This window comes from Pseudarthrobacter kochi (assembly GCF_055412805.1).
In genome coordinates, this window is record NZ_JBVAYV010000002.1 from 77251 (window position 1) to 99806 (window position 22556).

The 22556-nt window shown below is 68.3% G+C and carries 21 protein-coding genes; 11 read left to right on the forward strand and 10 right to left on the reverse strand.

Translation table 11 applies throughout. The features are described from left to right. Window positions 1-3: 3 nt before the first annotated feature. Genes ACZY0Y_RS01530 through ACZY0Y_RS01540 form a run of 3 tightly spaced genes read left to right on the forward strand, consistent with a single transcriptional unit; the run spans window position 4 to window position 3973 of the window. On the forward strand, window positions 4-1647 hold the full coding sequence (locus ACZY0Y_RS01530; protein ID WP_463956551.1) for an LCP family protein: 1644 nt from the start codon (window positions 4-6) through the stop codon (window positions 1645-1647). 48 nt (window positions 1648-1695) lie between these two features. Further along, on the forward strand, window positions 1696-2988 hold the full coding sequence (gene manA / locus ACZY0Y_RS01535) for a mannose-6-phosphate isomerase, class I (protein ID WP_463883592.1): 1293 nt from the start codon (window positions 1696-1698) through the stop codon (window positions 2986-2988). Window positions 2989-2992: 4 nt separating this feature from the next. After that, window positions 2993-3973 carry a lipid II:glycine glycyltransferase FemX gene (locus ACZY0Y_RS01540; RefSeq protein ID WP_463956552.1) on the forward strand — a complete coding sequence of 327 codons (981 nt, stop codon included), beginning with the start codon at window positions 2993-2995 and terminating at the stop codon, window positions 3971-3973. A 554-nt stretch (window positions 3974-4527) separates the two neighbouring features. On the opposite strand, the gene galE is transcribed toward ACZY0Y_RS01540, so the two are convergent. Both galE and glpX read right to left on the reverse strand, forming a co-directional pair. Continuing rightward, window positions 4528-5502 carry a UDP-glucose 4-epimerase GalE gene (galE, locus tag ACZY0Y_RS01545; RefSeq protein WP_463883590.1) on the reverse strand — a complete coding sequence of 325 codons (975 nt, stop codon included), beginning with the start codon at window positions 5500-5502 and terminating at the stop codon, window positions 4528-4530. A gap of 153 nt (window positions 5503-5655) precedes the next feature. Next, window positions 5656-6678 (reverse strand): class II fructose-bisphosphatase, encoded by a 1023-nt coding sequence (gene glpX / locus ACZY0Y_RS01550; RefSeq protein WP_024366327.1) that lies wholly within the window; start codon window positions 6676-6678, stop codon window positions 5656-5658. Window positions 6679-6885: 207 nt separating this feature from the next. Here glpX and ACZY0Y_RS01555 point away from each other — a divergent pair, with 207 nt between their 5' ends. The 5 genes from ACZY0Y_RS01555 to ACZY0Y_RS01575 all read left to right on the forward strand — a co-directional run bounded on the left by ACZY0Y_RS01555 (window position 6886) and on the right by ACZY0Y_RS01575 (window position 12275). Next, a complete protein-coding gene (locus tag ACZY0Y_RS01555) occupies window positions 6886-7632 on the forward strand; it encodes a DUF4245 domain-containing protein (protein WP_463956553.1) in 747 nt (248 codons plus the stop codon). Window positions 7633-7641: 9 nt separating this feature from the next. Continuing rightward, window positions 7642-8256, forward strand: coding sequence for a carbonic anhydrase (locus ACZY0Y_RS01560; protein ID WP_463883588.1), 615 nt, complete (start codon window positions 7642-7644; stop codon window positions 8254-8256). A gap of 86 nt (window positions 8257-8342) precedes the next feature. Continuing rightward, window positions 8343-9779, forward strand: a complete 1437-nt coding sequence (locus tag ACZY0Y_RS01565; RefSeq protein WP_463883587.1) for a class II fumarate hydratase — start codon at window positions 8343-8345, stop codon at window positions 9777-9779. Between the two features lie 151 nt (window positions 9780-9930). Further along, window positions 9931-10602: a TetR/AcrR family transcriptional regulator gene (locus ACZY0Y_RS01570; protein WP_463956554.1), complete on the forward strand. Its 672-nt coding sequence runs from the start codon at window positions 9931-9933 to the stop codon at window positions 10600-10602. Then, window positions 10599-12275: an MDR family MFS transporter gene (locus ACZY0Y_RS01575; protein WP_463956556.1), complete on the forward strand. Its 1677-nt coding sequence runs from the start codon at window positions 10599-10601 to the stop codon at window positions 12273-12275. The genes ACZY0Y_RS01570 and ACZY0Y_RS01575 overlap by 4 nt, the downstream gene beginning before the upstream one ends. On the opposite strand, the gene ACZY0Y_RS01580 is transcribed toward ACZY0Y_RS01575, so the two are convergent. Together ACZY0Y_RS01580 and ACZY0Y_RS01585 are read right to left on the reverse strand one after the other, a co-directional pair. Beyond that, window positions 12272-12742: an NUDIX hydrolase gene (locus tag ACZY0Y_RS01580; protein ID WP_463956557.1), complete on the reverse strand. Its 471-nt coding sequence runs from the start codon at window positions 12740-12742 to the stop codon at window positions 12272-12274. The two genes, ACZY0Y_RS01575 and ACZY0Y_RS01580, sit on opposite strands and share 4 nt — an antisense overlap. A 37-nt stretch (window positions 12743-12779) precedes the next feature. Further along, window positions 12780-13343 carry a prepilin peptidase gene (locus tag ACZY0Y_RS01585; RefSeq protein WP_463883582.1) on the reverse strand — a complete coding sequence of 188 codons (564 nt, stop codon included), beginning with the start codon at window positions 13341-13343 and terminating at the stop codon, window positions 12780-12782. Between the two features lie 59 nt (window positions 13344-13402). On the opposite strand from ACZY0Y_RS01585, the gene ACZY0Y_RS01590 reads away from it, so the two are divergent. Further along, the gene (locus ACZY0Y_RS01590) at window positions 13403-14230 is read left to right on the forward strand and encodes a hypothetical protein (protein ID WP_160667132.1); all 828 of its coding nucleotides are present in this window, start codon (window positions 13403-13405) and stop codon (window positions 14228-14230) included. A 49-nt stretch (window positions 14231-14279) separates the two neighbouring features. Next, entirely contained in the window at window positions 14280-14924 is a 645-nt protein-coding gene (locus ACZY0Y_RS01595) for a GNAT family N-acetyltransferase (RefSeq protein WP_463956559.1), read from the forward strand. A gap of 201 nt (window positions 14925-15125) precedes the next feature. Here the strand turns inward: ACZY0Y_RS01595 and ACZY0Y_RS01600 are convergent, their stop codons facing one another. The 3 genes from ACZY0Y_RS01600 to ACZY0Y_RS01610 all read right to left on the reverse strand — a co-directional run bounded on the left by ACZY0Y_RS01600 (window position 15126) and on the right by ACZY0Y_RS01610 (window position 17737). After that, complete coding sequence (locus ACZY0Y_RS01600) at window positions 15126-15278, reverse strand: hypothetical protein (RefSeq protein ID WP_463956560.1); 153 nt, start codon at window positions 15276-15278, stop codon at window positions 15126-15128. 21 nt (window positions 15279-15299) lie between these two features. After that, window positions 15300-16742 carry an RNA 5'-3' helicase PhoH2 gene (phoH2, locus tag ACZY0Y_RS01605; protein WP_463883579.1) on the reverse strand — a complete coding sequence of 481 codons (1443 nt, stop codon included), beginning with the start codon at window positions 16740-16742 and terminating at the stop codon, window positions 15300-15302. A 233-nt stretch (window positions 16743-16975) separates the two neighbouring features. Next, window positions 16976-17737 carry an isoprenyl transferase gene (locus ACZY0Y_RS01610; protein ID WP_463883578.1) on the reverse strand — a complete coding sequence of 254 codons (762 nt, stop codon included), beginning with the start codon at window positions 17735-17737 and terminating at the stop codon, window positions 16976-16978. A gap of 154 nt (window positions 17738-17891) precedes the next feature. Between ACZY0Y_RS01610 and trhA the strand changes: the two genes are divergently transcribed. Next, complete coding sequence (trhA, locus tag ACZY0Y_RS01615) at window positions 17892-18614, forward strand: PAQR family membrane homeostasis protein TrhA (protein ID WP_463883577.1); 723 nt, start codon at window positions 17892-17894, stop codon at window positions 18612-18614. A gap of 305 nt (window positions 18615-18919) precedes the next feature. Here the strand turns inward: trhA and ACZY0Y_RS01620 are convergent, their stop codons facing one another. From ACZY0Y_RS01620 to mca, 3 genes are all read right to left on the reverse strand, one after another. Next, on the reverse strand, window positions 18920-21151 hold the full coding sequence (locus tag ACZY0Y_RS01620) for a thioredoxin domain-containing protein (RefSeq protein ID WP_463956626.1): 2232 nt from the start codon (window positions 21149-21151) through the stop codon (window positions 18920-18922). Next, window positions 21129-21461 (reverse strand): hypothetical protein, encoded by a 333-nt coding sequence (locus tag ACZY0Y_RS01625; RefSeq protein ID WP_463883573.1) that lies wholly within the window; start codon window positions 21459-21461, stop codon window positions 21129-21131. Before ACZY0Y_RS01625 ends, ACZY0Y_RS01620 begins: the two co-directional genes overlap by 23 nt. 107 nt (window positions 21462-21568) lie before the next feature. Beyond that, window positions 21569-22474, reverse strand: coding sequence for a mycothiol conjugate amidase Mca (gene mca, locus ACZY0Y_RS01630; protein WP_463883572.1), 906 nt, complete (start codon window positions 22472-22474; stop codon window positions 21569-21571). Window positions 22475-22556: the final 82 nt, after the last annotated feature.

The following is a 22556-nucleotide window of genomic DNA, read 5'->3' on the forward strand; positions in this document are numbered from 1 at the left end:
CAGATGACCAACAGTTACGCCCCTTCCCGTCAGCCGGCGCCGAGGAACCCGACGCCTGCCGGGACCCTCACGGATCCCGTCCGCTACCCCTCGGGGGCGGCGGCTCCGGTCCTGGCCAAACGTGCCTTCCTGCTGGTCCTGATGACGCTGTTGGTGCCCGGCAGCGCCCAGATTGTCGCCGGCAACCGGCGGCTGGGGCGGATGGCGCTGCGCGTCACCCTCACGGTCTGGGTGCTGGCCATCCTCGCGGTGGTGCTCCTCCTGGTTTCACGGTCGACGCTGATCAACCTGTTCACCAGCCCCGTTACGTCGCTGCTGCTGATCATCGGGCTCGTGGCGCTGGCCATCGGCTGGGCGGCCCTCTTCCTCAACACCCTGCGTCTGATCCGCCCCGTGCTGCTGGCACCCGGCGTTCGCCCCGCCGTCGTCGTTGCCTTGGTGCTCGCGATGGTCCTCAGCAGCGGTTCGCTCGGCTACGCCGCCTACCTGCTCAACGTCAGCCGCGACGCCATCGGCAACATCTTCTCCGCCGGACCCACCATGCAGCCTTCGGAGGGCCGGTACAACTTCCTGATGATGGGCGGGGACGCCGGGGCGGACCGCACCGGCCGCCGGCCGGACAGCCTCTCGGTTATCAGCGTGGATGCCAAGACCGGCCAGACCGCCATCATCTCAGTGCCCCGCAACCTCCAGAATGCGCAGTTCAGCGAAGACTCCCCGATGCGCACGATTTATCCTGACGGCTACGACTGCGGCAATGAATGCCTCATTAACGCCATCAACACCGAGGTCACCAACGAGCACAAGGACCTGTACCCCGGGGTGGAGGACCCCGGCGCGCAGGCCACGCTGGAGGCCGTGTCGGGATCCCTGGGCATCAAGGTCCAGGCCTACGTCCTGGTGGACATGGACGGCTTCGCCAAGCTCATTGACGCCATGGGCGGCATCCGGATCAAGGCCGGCGGCTGGGTCCCGATCAGCGGCGAGACCGTGGACGAAGCCAACGGAATCCACGGGATGCCGCTGGGCTGGATCCCGGCCGGCGAGAACACCCTGGACGGCTACCATGCCCTCTGGTACGGCCGTTCGCGCGAATTCGTGGACGACTACGCACGTATCGCACGCCAGCAGTGCGTCCAGCAGGCCATGCTCAAGCAGCTGGACCCGGCAACCCTCCTGGCCAAGTTCGAGGACATCGCCAAGGCCGGCACCAAGGTGGTCGATTCCAACGTCTCCGCCAGCCAGCTCGGCAGTTTTGTGGACCTGGCCATGAAGGCCAAGGGCCAGGAATCGAAACGGCTGACCATCGGACCGCCCGACTTCGACGCCTCCTTCTCGACGGTCCCGGACTTCGACCAGATCCACCAGAAGGTCGACGCCCTCCTCGGACCCGCTCCCGCGGCGGGCCCCGCCGACGACGGCATCCGCCGGCAGGACGCGGCGCCCGGACCGCTCTCGGCGGCCGGCGGCGTGCCGCTCGCCCAGCCCGGCACCCAGCCCGCGCCGTCGTCGGACTTCACTCCGGTAACCACCACTCCGGACGGCGAGCCGATCACCGAAGAGATGCTGAACCAGCTCAAGCTCGACGGCGACGAACAGTCGATCCGCAACCTGGTCGCCACGAACGGCCAGTGCGCGCCGCTCTAGCAGTTTTTCCGTAAACAGGATTCCACAACAGACAGGGACACCCCGGCAGTGTACGAACTCGAAAATGTCCTCCGGCCCTATGCCTGGGGCTCCGCAACAGCCATTGCCGGGCTCCTCGGCAGGGCAGCATCCGGCGGCCCGGAAGCGGAGCTGTGGATCGGCGCGCACCCGGACTCCCCGTCCGTGGCGCTCAGCCCGGCCGGTGCCGGGTCGGCTGGCGCCCACGCTGCGGTGGCGGACGACGGCGGACGCCTGGCCCTGGACGCGCTGATCGCGGAGGATCCGGAGCACCACCTGGGCAGTGACAGTGTGGCCGAGTTCGGCCCCCGGCTGCCGTTCCTGCTCAAGGTCCTGGCTGCCGACAGCCCCCTGTCCCTCCAGGTACACCCGACGCTCGAGCAGGCCCGCGCGGGGTTCGCCCGCGAGGAGGCCGCCGGCGTCGACCGCGCCGCTGCGGAACGCAATTACAAGGACGACAACCACAAGCCGGAGATGATCCTCGCGCTGACACCGTTCGAGGCGCTGTGCGGCTTCAAACCGGCGGCGGACGCCCGTGCCGTCTTCGAGCGGCTCGTGGCGGATTTTGAGCTGGCCGGCCTCGAACTCCCGCCGCTTGTTCCGTTGCTGCTGCAGGATTTGGCACAGCCGGACGAACGCACGGCCCTGCGTTCGGCCTTCGAGCGGCTGATCGCCGGTGGCGGGGAGGTGGCTGAGGCGACGGCCGCGATTGAGTCAGCCCTCATCTCCGGCGCCCCGACCGCCCCTTACCAGGCGGAGCTGTCCACCGTCGTCACCCTCAACGCGCAGTACCCGGGAGATCCCGGCGTGCTGATTTCGCTGCTGCTCAACCGGATCTCGCTGGCACCGGGCGAGGCTGTCTATTTGCCGGCCGGCAACGTCCACGCCTACCTGCACGGCCTCGGCATCGAAGTCATGGCCTCCTCGGACAACGTGCTGCGCGGCGGACTGACCCCGAAATTCGTCGATGTCCCCGAGCTCCTCCGGACCATCTCCTTTGAATCCGCCGGCGTGCCGATGCTGAGCCCCGAGACCACCATGCTGGGACAGGAGGTCTTCCGGCCGCCGTTCCGCGAGTTCCAGCTGCAGCGCATCGTGCTGGAGCCCGGCGCGGAACCCGTCCCGCTGGCGCAGTCAGGAGCCGCAGTCATCATCGTGGTCTCCGGATCCGTGCTCCTTGACTCCCCCAAGGGCGAGCTGCGGCTGGAGCGCGGCTCAAGCGCGTTCCTGCCCGCGGCCGAGGCCCCGGTCAATGCGCACGCCGCGTCCGGCGCCACCGGGACCGCCCTGGCCTTTGCCGTCACCACCGCCTTGGAAGCCTGAGCCCGTGGACCACTTCCTGCAAAGCCCCGCCTGGGCCGATTTCCAGCGCAGCCTCGGCCGGACCGTGCACCAGCGCTCCGGACCCGGCTGGAGTTTCCTGGCCATCGAGGAAAGCAACCCGGCCGGGAAACTCCTCTACGCACCCTATGGCCCGGTCGCCGCATCCCTTGCCGCGTTCGACGCCGCCCTGGCGGCGCTGACGGACCTGGCCCGCAGTTGCGGGGCCGTGTTCGTCCGGATTGAACCGGTCGATGCCGGCTTCACAGCCGACGACGCCGACGCTGTCCTGCGCACGCGCGGCCTCCGGCGCGCCCCGGCCAACCAGCAGCCGGACCTGAGCTGGATCGTGGACCTGGAACGGGACTTCAAGGACGTCCTCGCGGATATGAAACCGGCGAACCGAAACGTGTACCGGAACATCCACAAGAAGGGCGTGACGTTCCGCTCCAGCCAGGACCCGGAGGCGATCTCCATCCTGCTGGGGTTCCTGCATCTGACGGCGGCACGCAATGGTTTCAAGCCGCAGAGCGACGACTACCTCACCCAGGTGGCCCGCTCACTGATGCCGGCCGGGGCTGCCACGCTCTTCATTGCCGAACTCGAGGGCGAGCCGATCGCGGCTGCCCTGGCCTACGACTCCGCGGACACACGGACCTATGCCCACGCCGCGCTCGATGACGCGCACCGGAAGCTCAGCGCCGGGATTCCGCTGCTGGTCACGCTGATGGCAGATGCCAAGGACCGGGGCCTGAAGCATGTGGATCTCTGGGGGGTGGCACCTGCGGACCAGCCGGACCACAAGTGGGCGGGTTTCACGGCCTTCAAGAAGTCCTTCGGCGGCCGCGAAGTCGCGTACCCCGGAACCTGGGATCTCCCGGTGCGGACCTTGCGCTACGGCGCCTACCAGCTGGCCCGGAAGTGCGCTCAGACTGCGCGCAGGGGCATCACCTCGGCGCGCAAGCTCCCCGCGGCGCTCCGCCGCTAGCCCGCAGCCCCGGCTGGGCCCACCCTCCCCGGCTGGGCCTACCCTCCCCCCACTGGACATGCCCCGCGTCAGCCCTGGCGGGTGGACATAAGCCCACTCTGTCCGTTCCTGGGCCCGGCCACTGGGCATGTCCCCCGGGCAGCAGCACTAATCTGGGCCTCGGCACTGAGCATGTCCGCCTATGGCAGCATGAACCTGGGCGGCCGCACTGGGCATGTCCCGTAGCAGCACGCATCCGGCCCGCCCACCGGACATGTCCCGCGTCAGCCTTGGCAGGTGAGCATAGGCCCACTAAATCCATTTTTGGGCCCGGCCACTGGGCATGTCCCCCGGGCAGCAGCACTAACCTGGGCCTCAGCACTGAGCATGTCCCGCCCGTGCAGCATCAACCTGGGTCTGACCGCTGGACATGCCCCGCGTCAGCCGTGGCGGTTGGACATAAACCCACTATGTCCATTCCTGGGCCCGGCCACTGGACATGTCCCCCGGGTGGGCCTGGGGCCCGGCCACTGGACATGTCCCCCGGGTGGGCCTGGGGCGCGGGGGCGGAGCCCCTAGAGGGCCGCGGAGGCAGCTTTCTTCTGCGCCTCGTAGGCGCTGGCGACCATGTCCTCGACGGAGTGCCGCATCTTCCAGTCCAGGTCGCGGGCGGCAAGGGTGCCGTCGGCCACGATCCGGTCCGGGTCACCGGCTCTGCGGGGTCCGATCTCGGGCTCGAAATCGATGCCGGTGACCTTGGCCATGGCCGTCATGATCTGCCGTACGGAGAGGCCGTCGCCGGATCCGAGGTTGTAGACGCGTTCCAGCAGCTTTCCGGCGGCAAGGGCCTGGGCTGCCGCCACGTGCGAGGTCGCCAGGTCGGCCACATGGACGTAGTCCCTCACGCAGGTGCCGTCTGCGGTGTTGTAGTCGGTGCCGTTGATGCGGGGCGTCTTGCCTGCGGTCAATGCGCGGAGCACGATCGGAAAGAGATTGTGCGGGCTTGTGTCGTAGAGCTCGGGCGAGCCCGAGCCGACGACGTTGAAGTAGCGCAGCGAGGTGTGCTTCAGCCCCCGTGCCGTCCCCTGGTCACGGATCAGCCATTCGCCGATCAGTTTGCTTTCCCCGTAAGGGGATTCCGGCTGCGTCGGGGTCTCTTCCGTGACGATGTCCCCGGTGGGGGTTCCGTAGGTTGCGGCCGAGGATGAGAAGACCAGCTTGTCCACCTCGGCGAGCTCCATCGCCTTCAGCAGTTCCGCCGTGCCGGTGACGTTCTGCTCATATGTCAGCAGCGGCTCCTGCACGGAGACGCCGGCGTACTTGAAGCCCGCGAGGTGGATGACGCCGGTCACGCCGTGGTCCAGCATGGTGCGGGCCACGAGCTCGGAGTCGAGGATGGTGCCGTGCACGAAGGGCACGTCCTCCGGGACGAACTCGCGGTGCCCGCTGGAGAGCGAGTCAATCACCACCGCCTGGATCCCGGCCCCGCGCAATGCGGAGACCACGTGTGAACCGATATATCCTGCGCCACCTGTTACGAGCCATGTCATGGTTCCACCCTACCTAATGCCGCCCCGCCGCCCGGCAGCCGGGCCGTCCGGAACGGCCGCCCCGCGGCCCGGAAAGCGGCTCTCCGGAAACGCCGGATCCCGGGGCGCGAAACGCGCCCCGGGATCCGGGTGTTCTGGCTGGTGCGGCAGGCGTTAGCTCTTGCGCGCGTAGCCTTCCCACTTGCTGGCCTGGTGCTCGCCATCAACAAAGCGTATGGTCCCGGACTTGGAGCGCATCACGATGGACTGGGTGAGGACCTTGTCCTTGGAGTAACGCACACCCTTGAGCAGGTCACCGTCGGTTATACCCGTGGCCGCGAAGTAGCAGTTGTCGCTGGAGACGAGGTCGTTGGTCGACAGCACCCGGTCGAGGTCGTGGCCGGCGTCGATCGCCTTCTGCTTCTCGTCATCGCTCGTGGGCCACAGCCGGCCCTGGATGACGCCGCCGAGGGACTTGATGGCGCAAGCCGATACGATGCCTTCCGGCGTTCCGCCGATACCCATCAGGGCATCGACACCCGTCCCAGCGCGTGCGGCAGCGATGGCGCCGGCGACGTCGCCGTCCATGATGAACTTGGTTCGGGCACCGGCCTCGCGGATCTCCTCCACGAGCCCACGGTGCCGGTCCCGGTCCAGGATCATGACGTTGAGCTGGTTGACCTTGACACCCTTGGCCTTGGCGATCAGGTGCAGGTTCTGTTTGACGGGCAGGCGCAGGTCCACCATGTCGGCGGCTTCCGGGCCGGTCACGAGCTTCTCCATGTAGAACACCGCGGAGGGGTCGAACATGGAGCCCCGCTCGGCGACGGCCAGGACGGCGAGGGCGTTGTTGATGCCGAGGGCGGCCAGGCGGGTTCCGTCAATGGGGTCGACGGCGACGTCGCACTCGGGGCCGGTGCCGTCACCGACGTTTTCGCCGTTGAAGAGCATCGGGGCTTCGTCCTTCTCGCCCTCGCCAATCACCACCACACCATTGAAGTGGACGGTCTGGAGGAAGGAGCGCATGGCGTCAACGGCGGCGCCGTCGGCCTTGTTCTTGTCCCCGAACCCCACCCAGTGGCCGCCGGCGATGGCGGCCGCTTCGGTGACGCGGACCAGTTCCAGAGCAAGGTTGCGGTCCGGCTCGTCGATGCCGACGGCAAGAGACGGGGAGAGGGTGGAGTACTTCTGTGTCATTGGCGCTGGTGTCACGTGAACCTCTTCTTCGAGTGGCGATCACTGAAGCCGTACGGACAGGATCGATCCGTCGCGGTGATTCGTTTGTTTGTGATCTCGTCTGTTACTGATCATAGTCGCGGCGGAAAGCCGCGTCTTGGAATGACCAATCCGTGAACGCCCGCCTGTCGGGCCGCCCGGCACTGCCGAATGTGAGATCGGCCGGGAATGGGCGACTATAGAGGGGTGAGTGAATTGCAGGAAACGCCCCCCTCAGCCCCCGCTTCCCCTGCGGGCACCGCCGGCCCGGAAGCGCATGGCGCGGATGGCCAGCCGCCCGTCAAGCCCGTCCTGACCGCGGGAGCGGCGAAGCGCGCGAACGCCTCGGTAATCGGCATGATCATTGCGCTGGTCGTGAGCATCGCGGCCTTCCTGCCGATCGTCCTGATGAACCCGTCGCCCAAGACCGACGGCTACCGGCCCAACATCGACGTCAGCGCCGTGGCGCGCAACGCGGCGGGTGTGGCGGGATTCACACCCGCGGCCCCGGAAACCGGCGACACATTCCGCGCAAATTACGCCCGCTGGGAATCCGGCGCGGGCAGCGGCGTCCCGACGTGGGAGGTGGGCTACCTCACCCCCAAGGAGTCCTTCATCGCCCTGGTGCAGGCCCGGCAGTCCAATCCCACGTGGCTCCTGCAGCAGGTGAAGAGCGCGCCCGTGACCGGCACCCGCAGCGCCGGAGGACGCGACTGGGAACTCCGTGACACGGGCAAGGGCGAGAAGAGCATGGTGCTTGCCGACGCCGGCGGCACCACCGTTGTCCTGACCGGATCCGCGCAGCTGGACGAATTCACGCTGCTCGCAGCCGCTGTGGTGAAGTCCCTTGAGGGCACGCCCGGTGCGGCCGGCGGCGCGTCACCAGGGGGCACCGCGGAAGCCACAGTTTCGCCGTCCACCGTCCCTTCGCCGTAAGGTAAGGCCGTGGCCACCTATCTCACCCCCGCCCTTGCCTGGCGCCGCCTCCGCGAAGGCAACGAGCGCTTTGTTTCCGGAACTTCGTCCCATCCGAACCAGGACGCGTCCCGGCGTTCCTCCCTCGTGGAGAACCAGCACCCCTTTGCGGTAATCTTCGGCTGCTCGGATTCCCGGCTGGCCGCTGAAATCATCTTCGACCTCGGCCTTGGCGATGCATTCGTGGTCCGCACCGCAGGCCATGTGATCGACGACGCCGTCCTCGGCTCGCTCGAATACAGCGTCAGCGTCCTGTCGGTGCCGCTGATCGTCGTCCTCGGGCATGACAGCTGCGGCGCGGTCACGGCCACCAAGAACGCCATGGAGACCGGGCTGATGCCCGTGGGCTTCATGCGCAGCCTCGTCGAGCGCATCACCCCGTCGGTGCTGACCTCGCTGCGCAACAACCAGAACGACATCAACGACATGGTGGTCGAGAACGTCAAACAGACGTCGCAGCGGCTCGTGGACAGCTCGCGGGTCATTTCCGAGGCAGTTGAAGGCGGCCGGGCCGCGGTAATCGGCCTTGCCTACAGCCTGTCCGATGGCAGGGCCGACCTCGTTTCCGGAATCGGCGAGCTCTGAGTTCCCGCCGCAGCACTCCTGCCGCCTCCGGGTAGCAAGCACTTCACGGTTTTCGATGGAACGCCTCCGCCCAATAAGCTAGCCCCATGACTTCCACAGAAGAGTTGAACACCGAAGAGTTCCGCATTGAACACGACACGATGGGCGAAGTCCGCGTGCCCGTGAACGCCCTGTACCGTGCCCAGACACAGCGTGCCGTCGAAAACTTCCCGATCTCCGGCAAGACCCTCGAGCGCGCCCACATCGAAGCCCTCGCCCGCGTCAAGAAGGCCGCAGCGCAGGCCAACGCCGAACTCGGGGTGCTCGACGGCGAGCTCGCCCAGGCGATCGCGGACGCTGCCGATGAGGTCGCCACCGGAAAGTACGACGGCGACTTCCCGATCGACGTGTTCCAGACCGGCTCGGGCACTTCCTCCAACATGAACACCAACGAGGTGCTTGCCGAACTGGCCACCCGCGCGCTCAAGGCCGCCGGCAGCGACAAGGTGGTCCACCCCAACGACCACGTCAACGCCTCACAGTCCTCCAACGACGTCTTCCCCACCTCGGTCCACGTGGCTGCCACGTCCGCACTGATCAACGACCTGATCCCGGCACTGGGCTACCTCGCGGAGTCCCTGGAGCGCAAGGCCGTCGAGTTCAAGGACGTCGTGAAGTCCGGCCGCACCCACCTCATGGACGCCACGCCGGTGACGCTGGGCCAGGAGTTCGGCGGCTACGCCGCGCAGGTCCGCTACGGCGTCGAGCGCATCAATGCCTCCCTCCCCCGCGTCGCTGAGGTTCCGCTTGGCGGCACCGCCGTCGGCACCGGAATCAACACCCCCGCCGGCTTCCCGGAGCGCGTCATCGAACTGCTCTCCGCCGACACCGGGCTGCCGCTGACCGAGGCCCGCGACCACTTCGAGGCGCAGGCCAACCGTGACGGCCTGATCGAGGCGTCCAGCCAGCTGCGCAACATCGCGATCTCCTTCATGAAGATCAACAACGACCTTCGCTGGATGGGCTCCGGCCCCAACACCGGCCTCGGCGAAATCTCGATCCCGGACCTGCAGCCGGGCTCCTCGATCATGCCCGGCAAGGTCAACCCGGTGATCTGCGAGGCCTCCATCATGGTCTGCGCCCAGGTCATCGGCAACGACACCGCCATCGCCTGGTCCGGCACCAACGGGGCCTTCGAGCTCAACGTCGGCATCCCCGTGATGGCCGCCAACCTGCTCGAGTCCGTGCGCCTGCTGGCCAACACCAGCCGCGTCATGGCGGACAAGATGATCGACGGCATCACCGCCAACGTCGAGCGCGCCCGCTTCCTGGCCGAGGCTTCGCCGTCGATCGTCACGCCGCTGAACAAGTTCATCGGTTACGAGAACGCCGCGAAGATCGCGAAGAAGTCCGTGGCCGAGGGCCTGACCATCCGCGAAACTGTGGTGGCGATGGGCTTCCTGGAGCGCGGCGAACTGACCGAGGAGCAGCTGGACACCGCCCTGGACGTTATGTCCATGACCCGTCCGCCGCACAAGGCCTAGGGCCCCGCGGGCGGGACGCCCGCTCTCCCGCCAGAACGTCCGACGCCGGCCGGCACCTTTGCGTGAAAGGTGCCGGCCGGCGTCGTTCGTGGCGCCGATGTTCCGGCCGATAATGTTGCACTTACCAAAACAAAGTGCAAATCTTTACTATGTGAATGAAAGTGCAATTATTGAGGGCGGACTCCGCGAGCGCAAGCGCGCCGCGACGCGGGCGGCGATCACCGCCGTCGCACGTTCCCTGACGGCAGCGCATGGCCTGAACGGCTACACGGTGGAGGAGGTCTGCGAACGGACGGGAATCTCCCGCCGGACGTTTTTTAACTACTTCCCCACCAAGGAAGACGCCATCATCGGACACGTCGACGACGACTTCCCGGCCGCCGTCGTCAGTCGCTTCGTGGCGGGCGGGGCCGGCTCTCCGGCCGGCGCGATCTCCCCCACCCTGCTGTCGGACCTCGTGCAGCTCTCTCTTGACCTGTCCGAACAGATGACCGCCAGCGAGGAAGAAACCCGCCAGCTGATCGGCGTCATCCAAAAGGAACCCCAGCTGATGTTGCGGATCATCGGCGCCTCGGAACAGCGCGAAGCCGAATTCGCCCGAATGCTCGCGGCCCGGGAAAACGTCCCGCCGGACCACCCGGTGGTCCGCATGGCCGTCCTTCTCCTGGGCAACATCGCCCGGAAGACGAGCGCCGACTACTTCTCCGCGGACAACACCCGCCCCTACAAGGACATGCTGCTCGAAAACGTCGCAGCCGCCCGCTCACTTTTTTGCCAGCCCCTGGACATCGCCCCGTCCGCCTCCACCGAAGGACCCCAATGAGTTCCACCGCCAGCATCACACCGGCGGCCGAGCCGCTGCTGCTGACCCAGAAACGCATCTGGATCATTTTCTCCGCCCTGATCGCTGGCATGCTGCTCTCCAGCCTGGACCAGACGATTGTCTCCACCGCCATGCCCACCATCGTCGGCAAGCTCGGGGGCGTGGAACACCAGGCGTGGATCACCACCGCCTACCTGCTGGCCACCACCATCGTGATGCCGATCTACGGCAAGTTCGGCGACATCCTGGGCCGCCGGAACCTGTTCCTGGTTGCCATCGCCCTGTTCACGCTGGCCTCGATCGGCTGCGCCTTCGCCACGGACTTCTGGGGCTTCGTCATCTTCCGCGCCGTCCAGGGCCTGGGCGGCGGCGGGCTCATGATCCTCGCGCAGGCCATCATCGCAGACATCGTCCCGGCCAAGGACCGCGGCAAGTACATGGGCCCGCTGGGCGCCATCTTCGGCCTGTCCGCCGTCGCCGGCCCGCTCCTGGGCGGCTACTTCGTGGACCACCTGACGTGGGAGTGGGCCTTCTACATCAACATCCCGATCGGCATCGCGGCGTTCACCATCGCCTGGTTCACGCTGACCCTGCCCAACAAGAAGGCCGAAAAGCGGATCGACATCCTGGGTGTGCTCCTGCTGTCCGCGGCCACCACCTGCCTGATCTTCTTCACTGACTTCGGCGGCAAGAAGGATGAAGGCTGGGATTCCCCGCTGACATGGGCCTTCGGCGCCGGGATGGTGCTTGCCGCCGTCGCCTTCGTCCTCGTGGAGCGCAGGGCCGAGGACCCCATCATCCCGCTGAGCCTGTTCAGGAACCGGATCTTCGTCAACTCCACGGCGATCGGCTTCACCCTTGGCCTGGGCATGTTTGCCGCCATCGCCTTTGTCCCCACGTTCCTGCAGATGTCCTCCGGGACCTCCGCGGCGGAATCCGGCCTGCTGATGCTGCCCATGATGGTGGGGCTGATGGGCATGGCCATCTTCTCGGGCATCCGCATCTCCAAGACCGGCAAGTACAAGATGTTCCCGATCCTCGGGGCCGTCCTCACCATTGCCGCGATGCTGTGGCTGACCACGCTCACCGCCGCGACCCCCATCTGGATCATTTGCGTCCAGCTGTTCATCTTCGGGGCCGGACTCGGCTCCATCATGCAAGTGATCGTGCTGGTGGTGCAGAACTCCGTTCCCGCCGAACAGATCGGCACGGCCACGAGCACCAACAACTACTTCCGTGAAGTGGGCGCCTCGCTCGGCGTCGCGGTCTTTGGTTCCATCTTCACCGCCCGGCTCTCCGAGTCCCTGTCCCGGGCGTTCACCGGAGCGGGCGCCACAGCGGAGCAGGCGTCGCAGTCCACCCGCACCCTGGACCCGCAGGCCCTCAGCCAGCTCCCGGCCCAGCTCAAGGACGCGATCGTCAACGCCTACGCCGATTCACTGGCCCCCGTGTTCTGGTACCTGCTGCCGTTCCTCGGGATCGCCCTGGTGCTCGCGCTGACCCTGAAGCAGATCCCGCTCTCGGACACCGCCGGCATGGTGGCCCGCGGCGAGGCCGTGGGCGGCGAGGAGGCCGAACGCCTTGAAGCCGAACGCCACGCCGGAGTCACCTCGCCTCCGGAGCCGGTCCCAGCGGCGCCGGCAGACGACGAACTCCACAGCCTGCACCGCTAGCGCCGGAAGTGGGCAGCCCCGTCGGCCTGCCCCGCACGCTCAATGCTCTCAAGGTGCCCGGGCATCAGCTCGGGGAACTCCTCCGGCCGGAACCAGCCCACGGCGAGGGATTCGTCGTCGTTGACCCGCGCCTCCCCGGAGACATAACGGCACCGGAACACGAGCGTCAGGAAGTGGCAGACGTCGCCGTTCGGATAGGTGGTGGGCCCGACCGTGTCCACCGAGACGAGCCGTTCGGCGAAGGCCACGACGCCGGTCTCCTCCAGGACCTCCCGCAGCAGGCCCGCCGCCGGCTCTTCGCCGGGCTCCAGAATCCCGGTGATCAGCCCCCAGCGGCCGTTGTCGGCCCGCTGGCCGAGCAGGACCCGGCCGGCGTCGTCGAACACGACGGCCCGGGCGCCGGGAATCCAGAGGGTCTCGTGACCAACCTTGGCGCGGAGCTTGAGAATGAAATCGGGGGTAGCCATCCCGCCAGCCTAGCCAACGGGCACGGGGGTCTCCGCCTCAGGCCGCCGGGAGAAGGAGCATGGCCGCGGCGGCGCCGGCCAGCATGAACGGCCCGAAGGGGATGCTCGATTTCAGGTTGCCGCGCCGCGAAACCAGCAGGCCCAGGCTCCACAGCCCGCCGAAAAGGAACGCGGCGAAGGTCCCGGCAAACACGTGCGGCCAGCCGAGGAAGCCCAGATACATTCCGAGCACGCCTGCCAGCTTGACGTCGCCAAAACCCATCCCCGGCGGGTACACGGCCCGCAGCAGGAAGTAGAAAAGCCACAACGCCGCTCCCCCGGCCAGCACGCGCAGTCCGGGCACCCCGAAGAGCCCGGCCCCGCCGTCGGGCACGGCAGCCGCGGCCGGGGCTCCCGACGCCGCGTGGACCGCCACTGCACCCAGCAGCAGCACCCCGGCGACGGCATAGGCCGGAAAGACGATCCGGTCCGGCAGCAGATGGCGCCTGACGTCGATGACCGTGAGGCGGACGGCGGTGACCGCAAGGTAGGTGCACGCCAGAAGCACCAGCCAGAAGGCCAGCGGGGTCACTTCGCCCAGTCCACCGAGTCGTTGGATCACTCTCGGATGCTACTGGAATTTCCGGCTGGCGTGGCGGGGCCCGCGCGTAAACTGTGGATATGGCCGCATGGGACAACGCAAACGCGCGCGGGCCGCGCACGCCCGGGGACCCCGCGGAACAGGCGGCCGCTTTCCGGAACCTGTGCCGCTCCTCGCCGTGGAAATGGCACTCCCTGCGCTTCGAGTACCTTGACCGGCCCCTCGCCGCCGGTTCCGGTGCCCCTGAAACGGCACCGCCCCCGGACCTGGTCCGTGCCTGGCTTCGCCGCCCCGGGGCCCTGCGGCTGGAGACGGCCGACGGCCTGGTCCTGCAAAGCACCACCGGCATCAATGATTCCCGTGACGTGTTCTACGTCCGCTCCACCAGGAAGACCTGGTTACTGCCGCCCCACCTCGTCACCCCGGTCTACGACGACCGCGGCCTGGTCCGGCGCCGCCCCGAAGCCGCCTACGGCGAGCCCGGCTTCGGCAACGGCCGGTTCGCCGCCGCGCTGGACCCGGTGGAACTGGCCGGCAACGCCCCCGTGCCGCTCGAATTCCCCAATTCAAATGCTGTGGAACTGGGCACCATCACCGAAGTGCTGCACGAAGGCCGACCCGCGCTGGAAGCCACCGTGACCCCGAACCCCGGCTACCGTCCCAGCGACCCCGGGTCGCCGCTGTGCCGGCCGGGCCGCACGCTGGTGAGGATCGACGCCGGCACGGGCGTTTGCGTCGCGAGCCGCTGGCTGGAGGGCGGGCAGGAAGGGGACGGACCGGACGGGTATGGGCACTGGATCCGGATCCTGGCCGTAGATGAGTACATGCTGGATGACTTGTTCCTCGCCGAGTCCATGAACCTCACGGATGTCCGCCGGCACATCAGCTGGGAACTCCCGGCGGGCTGAAAAGCGCGTGTGACTGGCTGGGCCCCGGCTGCGCGGCTAGGCTTCCCGGATGACTGAACTCGCCCGCTGCTGGCCGCCCTTCGGCCTCACCCTGACCACACCACGCCTGGCGCTGCGGCCCATCCGCGACGAGGAGATCCCCGTGGCGGTGCAGGCGGCCCTGAGCGGCATCCACGAGCCGGGCCGCAGCCCGTTCAGCCGGCCCTGGGCCGAGGCCCCGCCGGAGGAGCTCGGTCCGAATATGGCGCAGTGGTACTGGCGCTGCCGCGGGAACATGTCGCCGCAGGAATGGACCCTGCTGCTGGGCATCTGGCACGAGGACGACTTCATCGGCTGCCAGGACATCGAGGCCAGGGACTTCGCCACCCTGAAAACGGTGAGCACCGGATCCTGGCTCAAACAAAGCGTGCACGGCCGCGGACTCGGCAAGGAGATGCGCGCCGCCGTCGCCCTCTATGCCTTCGACTGGCTCGGCGCGGAGGTCGCGGAATCCGAGGCGGCCGCCTGGAACCAGCAGTCCCTCGGCGTCTCCCGTTCCCTGGGCTACGAACTCAACGGCGTCACCCGCGTCACCTGGGGCGGCCGGCGCCAGGAAGCCCAAAAAGTCCGCCTCACCCCCGCCACGTTCAACCGCCCCGACTGGCACCTGCAAGTGCAAGGCCACGAACCCACGGCGAAGTACCTGGGGATCTAGGAACAAAGGCGACGGATCGCATGCCGCCTTCGAGAGGATTGCAGAGGCACCCAAGCCGGGTCACGGTTCTTCGCAAAGGAGCGCATCGCCGACCAAAGCGAAGCGGAGGTCGCCCAGCGACCGCAGCGGGCCCCATGCGACGTAAGCAGCGTCCCGAGGGCCCCGAGGCGAGCTTGCGAGCCTTGGGAAGGGACCTCTGCGCTAAGCGACGGCGAAGGGCCGCGGCCCGGCGAACCCGACCACGGCGAAGGGCCGCGGCCCGGCGAACCCGACGACGGCGAAGGGCCGTGGCCCGGCGAACCCGACGACGGCGAAGGGCCGTGGCCCGGCGAACCCGACCACGGCCCCCAGCACAGGCGAGTTGAAGAACCCGACCTAGATCTCCGCCCCTTCGAGCAACTCCGTAACAAGCGCAGCGATCGGCGAGCGCTCCGAACGGGTGAGGGTGACGTGGCCGAAGAGCGGGTGCCCCTTGAGCGTCTCGACGACGGCGGCCACGCCGTCGTGCCGGCCGACCCGGAGGTTGTCGCGTTGGGCGACGTCGTGGGTCAGGACGATCTTGGAGTTCTGCCCGATCCGGCTCATGACGGTCAGCAGCACGTTCTTCTCGAGCGACTGGGCCTCATCCACGATCACGAACGCGTCATGCAGCGACCGGCCCCGGATGTGGGTCAGCGGCATCACCTCGAGCATGCCGCGGTCCATCACTTCCTCCACGACCTCCTGGCTGACCAGGGCGCCGAGCGTGTCGAAGACGGCCTGCGCCCACGGGTTCATTTTCTCCGCCTCGGAGCCGGGCAGGTAGCCGAGCTCCTGCCCGCCCACCGCGTAGAGCGGCCGGAAGACGATGACCTTTCGGTGTTCCTGGCGCTCCAGGACGGCTTCGAGGCCCGCGCACAGGGCCAGCGCGGACTTTCCCGTGCCGGCGCGGCCGCCGAGGGACACAATGCCCACGGAGGGGTCCATCAGCAGGTCGATCGCCAGCCGCTGTTCGGCCGACCGCCCGTGCAGACCGAACACGTCGCGGTCGCCCTTCACGAGCCGGACCTGCTTGTCGGCGCCTACCCGGCCCAGCGCAGAGCCCCGCTGGGAGAGGAGCACCAGGCCGGTGTTCGTCGGCATCTCGGCCGCCTCCGGGATGAAGACGGGCTCGTGGCCGTAGAGGGTGGCGACTTCCTCCTCACTCGCGTCGATTTCCGCGACGCCGGTCCAGCCCGAGTCCTTGACGAGTTCGTTGCGGTACTCGTCGGCCTGCAGCCCCATGGCCGAGGCCTTGACGCGCATCGGAAGGTCCTTGGACACCACGGTGACGTCCCGCCCTTCGTTGGCGAGGTTCTTGGCGACGGCGAGGATCCGGCTGTCGTTGTCCCCGCCGCGGAAGCCGGCGGGGAGCACCTCGGCGGAGATGTGGTTCAGCTCCACCATGAGCGTGCCGCCGTCGTGCCCGAGCGGGATGGGGCGGTCGAGCCCGCCGTGTTCCACCCGCAGGTCGTCCAGGAGCCTGAGTGCCTTGCGGGCGAAATAGCCGAGCTCGGGATCGTGCCGCTTGCCTTCGAGTTCGGTGATGACGACGATCGGCAGGATCACTTCATGCTCCGCGAAGCGCAGCAGCGCCCGCGGGTCCGAGAGCAGAACCGAGGTGTCGATCACGAAGCTCCGGGCCGGTTCCATACTTGCTGTCCCTTCCCCGGAAACAGCAAGACCGGCCGCAGCGTCAATCTCCGCTGCACCGGTCTTTGAGGTGGCTCGCTTGGCGCGAGAGGTAGCTTTCTGTCCCTGGTCGGTCACGACGTCGGGCAGTTGTTCAGAAATAGCCACATCGACTCCAGCCCCGGGGCGCATGCCCGGAATTGTTAGTGGTGAGGCGGCTCGGCCTTGAGGCCGGACGCGGCCTCCCATACACCCGGTGCGAACTTCCGCTCCATGTACTGGCCTCCCCGATCAGCCGGCAGTTTGCCTGCTGATGGGATTAACGTACGTCCGGGGCGCGGCGTTTCTGTGCCAATTCGTCGGCGATTCTTGTTGCCATCGTGTGAACAGCTCATGACGGGTCAGGAACCGTAACGCCGCTGCCTGCCGGCGTAGTCGCGGAGGGCCCGGAGGAAGTCCACTTTCCGGAAGGCGGGCCACAGGGCTTCGCAGAAATAGAACTCGCTGTACGCGCTTTGCCACATCAGGAAGCCGGAGAGCCGCTGCTCCCCCGAGGTCCGGATCACGAGGTCCGGATCGGGCTGGCCGCGCGTGTAGAGGAATCGTGAGATGTCGTCGACGCTCAGTTCGTCGGCCAGTTTCCCGATGTCCGCACCGCGCGCGACGGCGTCGTGCAACAGCTCGCGGACGGCGTCGACGATTTCACGGCGTCCGCCGTAGCCGACGGCGACATTGACGTGGAGTTTCTCGCGCGTCGGGGTCCGGGCCGTGAGCCGGTTGAGCCGTGCGGCGAGGTAGTCAGGCAGCAGTTCCGGGGCGCCCATGGCATGGACCGAGATTTCGGCGTCCTCGTCCAGCCGGTCCAGCGTGTTGGCGATGATCGCCATGAGGAGGTCGAGTTCTTCGCTCGAGCGGTTCATGTTGTCCGTGGAGAGCATGTAGAGGGTGACCACTTTGACGCCCAGTTCCTGGGACCAGCGAAGGAACTCGTGGATCTTGTCGGCCCCGGCCTGGTGGCCCTGGCTGGTGGGGGCGTTGAACTGCCGGGCCCAGCGGCGGTTGCCGTCCACCATGACGCCGATATGCCGGGGGATGCGCTCCGGGTCCAGCGAGCGCTGGAGTTTGCGCTCGTAGAAGCCATAGAGGAACCCGGGCATTTGCATCCGGAGATTCACCTGGCTTCCTTGAAGTGCGACTGCTGTGCACATCCTAGGCTACCCGCCGCAGGGGCCGCCGGGGCGCAGGAACGAGACGGCTGTGGCCCCCGGGCGTTGTTACCCGCAGGTAACTTACCGGACCGTAGTTTATTATGGCGGGATGGACAGCAACACCCCCGAGCCCCGGCCCGAGCATCCCCCGGACCGTGGAACCGGCCCGATAGACGACGCTGCCGTCCGGCTGGCCGAGCTCCTGATGATCAAACCCAAGTGGCGCGGATGGATCCACACCGTGACGGCTCCGCTGGCGCTGGCCGCCGGCCTGGTGCTGGTGATTCTGGCGCCGACACCGGACCTGAAGATCGCCTGCGCCATCTATGCGTTCACCGGGGTGCTGCTGTTTGGCATCAGTGCCATCTACCACCGCGGCAACTGGTCGCCGCGGGTCAAGATCGTGCTGAAGCGGCTGGACCACACGAACATCATGCTGGTGATCGCCGGCAGCTACACGCCGCTGGCCTGGGCACTCCTGGACCGGCCCAAGGCCGAGCTCCTGCTGTGGGTGATCTGGACCGGCGCCATCCTGGGCGTGCTGTTCCGGCTGCTGTGGACCCATGCCCCGCGCTGGCTCTACGTGCCGATCTACATCGCCCTGGGGTGCGGCGCGCTGTTCTACCTCCCGGACTTCTTCGCCGCCAATGTTGCCTCCGCCGTGCTGATCTGCGTCGGCGGCGCCCTCTACATCACCGGCGCCGTCTTCTACGCGCTGAAGAAGCCAAACTTCAGCTACGAACACTTCGGTTTCCACGAACTCTTCCACGCCCTTACGGTCTTCGCCTTCGCCGCGCACTACATCGCGATTGCCATCGCCGTCCTGAGCTGACGTCCTGCCTGCGCGGACTCTCCCCACCTTTGAGAGGACGACGCCGCGACTCCCCGGCTCTTCTGCCCGACACACCGCGCGCCGACTTCAAAGGTGGGGACTTTCCGGCGTCAGGGCCGGCTCAGCCGAGCGCCCCGGCGTGCAGCAGCAGGTCCGGGGCGGGTTTGCCGTTGGCAACATCCGTCGCGCTGAAGATCCGGCCTTCGAAACGGTGTCACAGCCTGGTCCACCCGGACGGCAATGACCTCGGAATCGACCAGGACGCCGTCGCAGTCGAAAACCACAAGTTCGAAGGGGTGAGGGAGTCATCCCGCCAGTGTAGCCAGCCGGTCCCGCACCTCGTCGGCAGAACCCAGTGGAAGCCCGCAGACCATCCCGCGGCACAGATAGACCACAGGCCTTCCGTCGGGCGCGCCCTCCCGGCCGCGCAACAGGGGCACGGCAGCGTCGTTGTCCTGCAGGGCGTCCTCCTGCAGGGCGATCACCAGCCCGGGGCTGGGCGAGAGCAGCAACTCCCGGTGCAGTGCCGCCCGTTCCGGCGTGTCCGGCCCGACGACGGCGGCCTCCACCGGGCCGGCGAGCGCGGCCTGCGCCGTCGCGAGGAGCCAGCCCGCCGCCCGTGGCGCGCGGGTGGCCAGCGCCGGCAGCGGCGAAAGGATGTTGCCGGCGAGGGCCCGGTATTCAGAGGAGCCGGAAAGTGCCGCGCAGGACAGCAGCGCGCCCGCGAAGGCGGCGGCTCCGCTCGGCGTGGCATTGTCGAAGAGCTCCAGCGACGCGCGTCCGCCGTGGGCATTGGCGACTTGTGCAGGCTCCACCGCGGTGTCCTTGAGCGTGCCGTCCGTGGCGAACCGTGCGCAGGCTGCAGCCAGGATGTCCTCGGCCAGCCGGTACCAGCGTGTCCGGCCTGAGACGGCGTAAAGCGCGATCAGGCCCTCGACGCAGAAGGCGTAGTCCTCCAGGAGCCCGCCGATCCCCCGGGCGGCGCCGTCGTGGGAGATCCGCATGAGCGTGCCGGGCTGGCCATCGGCACCGGGACGCCAGTGCACCCGTTCCAGGTAGTTGGCAATCCGCCCGGCCGCGGCGGCCAGCCGGGGTTGTCCCAGCACGGCGCCGGCCTCGGCCAGCGCCGCGACCGCCAGCCCGTTCCAGCCGGCCACCACCTTGTCGTCCCGGGCAGGCCGGGGCCGGCGGGAGCGCCCGGTGAGCAGCACCGGCCGGACCCGCTGCCACAGTGCCGCTTCGTCGGCGCTGAACGCCCGGCCGGGGTGCAGGGGGGATCCCTCCGCGGTGACGGTGCCGCGGGGGTGGACGTTCAGGAGACGGGCGACGGCGGCGCCGTCGGCGGGTCCCAGCACGGAGGCCAGGGCTGCCGGGGTCCACAGGTAGCTGCCCCCCTCGGCGTGGACACCGTCCACGACAGTATCGGCGTCGAGGGACGAGGCCAGGGCCTCGGGCACCGCTCCGGGGCCCGAACCGGCGTGCCCCAGTCCCAGTGAGGCGAGGAGCCAGCCGGCGGTGCGGCCGGCGACGTCGGCGGCTTCCGCGGCGGGGTACCCGGGGGTGCCGCCCAGCCGGACCCAGTGGACGTAGACGCGCAGCAGCTGGGCGTTGTCGTAGAGCATTTTCTCGAAGTGTGGCACGGACCAGTCGCGGGTCACGGAATAGCGGGCGAAGCCGCCGTCGAGCTGGTCGAACAGGGCCGAGCGGGACATCGCGGCGAGGGTCCGGCCCGCCAGGTCCCGGGCCATGGCTGGGGTCTCTGCCTCCCCGGCCAGCGAGGGCCCGGCCTGCCGGGAAACAGCCCGGACGGGAACCGCGGCGTGACGGATCAGGAATTCCAGCACGGCCGACGGCGGGAACTTCGGCGCGGTGCCGAAGCCTCCGTATACGGGGTCTTCGTCGCCGGCCAGCGCCCGCACGGCATCCCCGGGCAGGGACGGGTCGAGCGCCTCCGGCACACCGTCCAGCCGCACGGCGGCGCGCGGTTGCGAAGCGGCGAGGCCGCGGGCCAGGGCGTCGGCGTTCTGTTCCACGGCGTCGCGGCGCTCCCGCCACGCTTCGGCCACGGCTTCCAGTACCTGGCGGAAGGAGGGCCGGCCCGGCTGCGGCCAGGGCGGGTAGTAGGTGCCGGCGTGGAAGGCCCGACCATCGGGCAGCAGGAAGACGGACATCGGCCAGCCGCCTTCACCGCTGATGGCCTGGGTCGCGGCCATGTAGACGGCGTCGACGTCGGGACGCTCCTCGCGGTCCACCTTCACGGCCACGAAGTTGGCGTTCAGGAAGTCCGCGGTGTCCGGGTCTTCAAAGGATTCCCGGGCCATAACGTGGCACCAGTGGCAGGCCGCGTAGCCGACCGAGAGGAAGACGGGCACATCGCGGGCTGCGGCGAAAGCGAACGCCGCGTCGCCGAAGGGCCGCCAGTGCACGGGGTTCCCGGCGTGCTGCCGGAGGTAGGCAGAGGGCTCTCCAGCCAGGGCATTGGCGGCCTCGGGGAAGTGCGGGGGTGTGCCGCGGTCAGCGGTTTCCGGGTCCTGCATCACCGTCGGCGTCCGGACGGGTGCCGGGCTGGCCGGCCGGATCCTGGGTCCCTGTGGCCTGCGCAGCGCCCTCGTTGACGGAAGCCCCGGCGGCGGCCGCGCGTTCCTCCTCCACCTGGGCCCGGTAGCGGACGCGGCGGATGCGGCGGACCATGTCGACAATGAGCAGTGCCGTCAGCACCACGATGAAGGCGGTCAGGAGGAAGCCCAGCAGGCCGGGCGTCACCTGGTCCTGGGACAATCCCTCGCGGAGCGACGGCGAGGGAGCGGGCGCCGGGGTGGTTGCCAGGGCGGTGAGCAAGGAGTGCACGGTGAGGACCTTCTATGGGGGCTAAATGGCGGCCCGACGGGGCTGGCTGCGGAGTGGGAACTTTTTCCACGACGTCTTCTACGCGTCATAGAAATGGCCTGTTGGGTCTATCTTAGCCCGGCGAAGAAGTCCTTTTCAGGCAGGTCGGCGGGGACCCTTGACTGAATCAGCGAGTAGTCCTCCCACGGCCAGACGCGGCGCTGCATCGCAGGCGAGACGGCGAAGAAGAAGCCCTCCGGGTCCACCTGGGTGCGGTGTGCACGGAGCGCGTCATCGCGCGCTTCGAAGAAATCCCCGCACTCGATCTGGGTGGTGGTGGCGTGGGTCGGGGCCGGCGGGGTGTGGCCTTCCGCGTCGGCTTCGAGCCAGGCGGCGATCCGCTCGGCGTAGGGCGACTGGAGCCCGGATTCCTCCAGCGCAAAATGCAGGGCCCGGAACCGTTCGGGGCTGAAGGCCCGGTCGTAGTAGAGCTTGCTCGGCGCCCAGGCCTCGCCGGTTCCCGGGTAGCGGGCGGAATCCCCCGCGGCTTCGAAAGCCTCGACGGCGACCCGGTGCGCCATGATGTGGTCCGGGTGCGGGTAGCCGCCGTTCTCGTCGTAACTCAGGATGACCTGCGGTTTGAAGCTGCGGACCAGCCGGACCAGCGGCGCGGCCGCCCGTTCCAGCGGCAGGGTCGCGAAGGAGCCGACCGGCAGCGGCGGCAGCGGGTCGCCCTCGGGCAGCCCCGAATCCACGAAGCCCAGCCAGCGCTGGCGGACGCCCAGTACCGCGGCGGCGTGCTCCATCTCGAGCCTGCGCGCTCCGGCCATGTCGCGTTTGGGGTGCGGCACGCCTTCCATCGCCGGGTTCTGGATGTCGCCGCGCGAACCGTCCGTGCACGTGGCCACCAGGACGTCGACGCCGGCTGCGGCGTACATGGCCATCGTGGCGGCGCCCTTGCTGGATTCGTCGTCGGGATGAGCATGGACAGCCAACAGCCGAAGCGGCGCTGACGGGCTGGTGGACGCTGTCATCGTGGGACGGCTCCTCTTTCATCTACAGGTACAGAACTTTTGGCGGGCGCCGCGGGCCGGATCGGCGAAGCGGCGAATACCC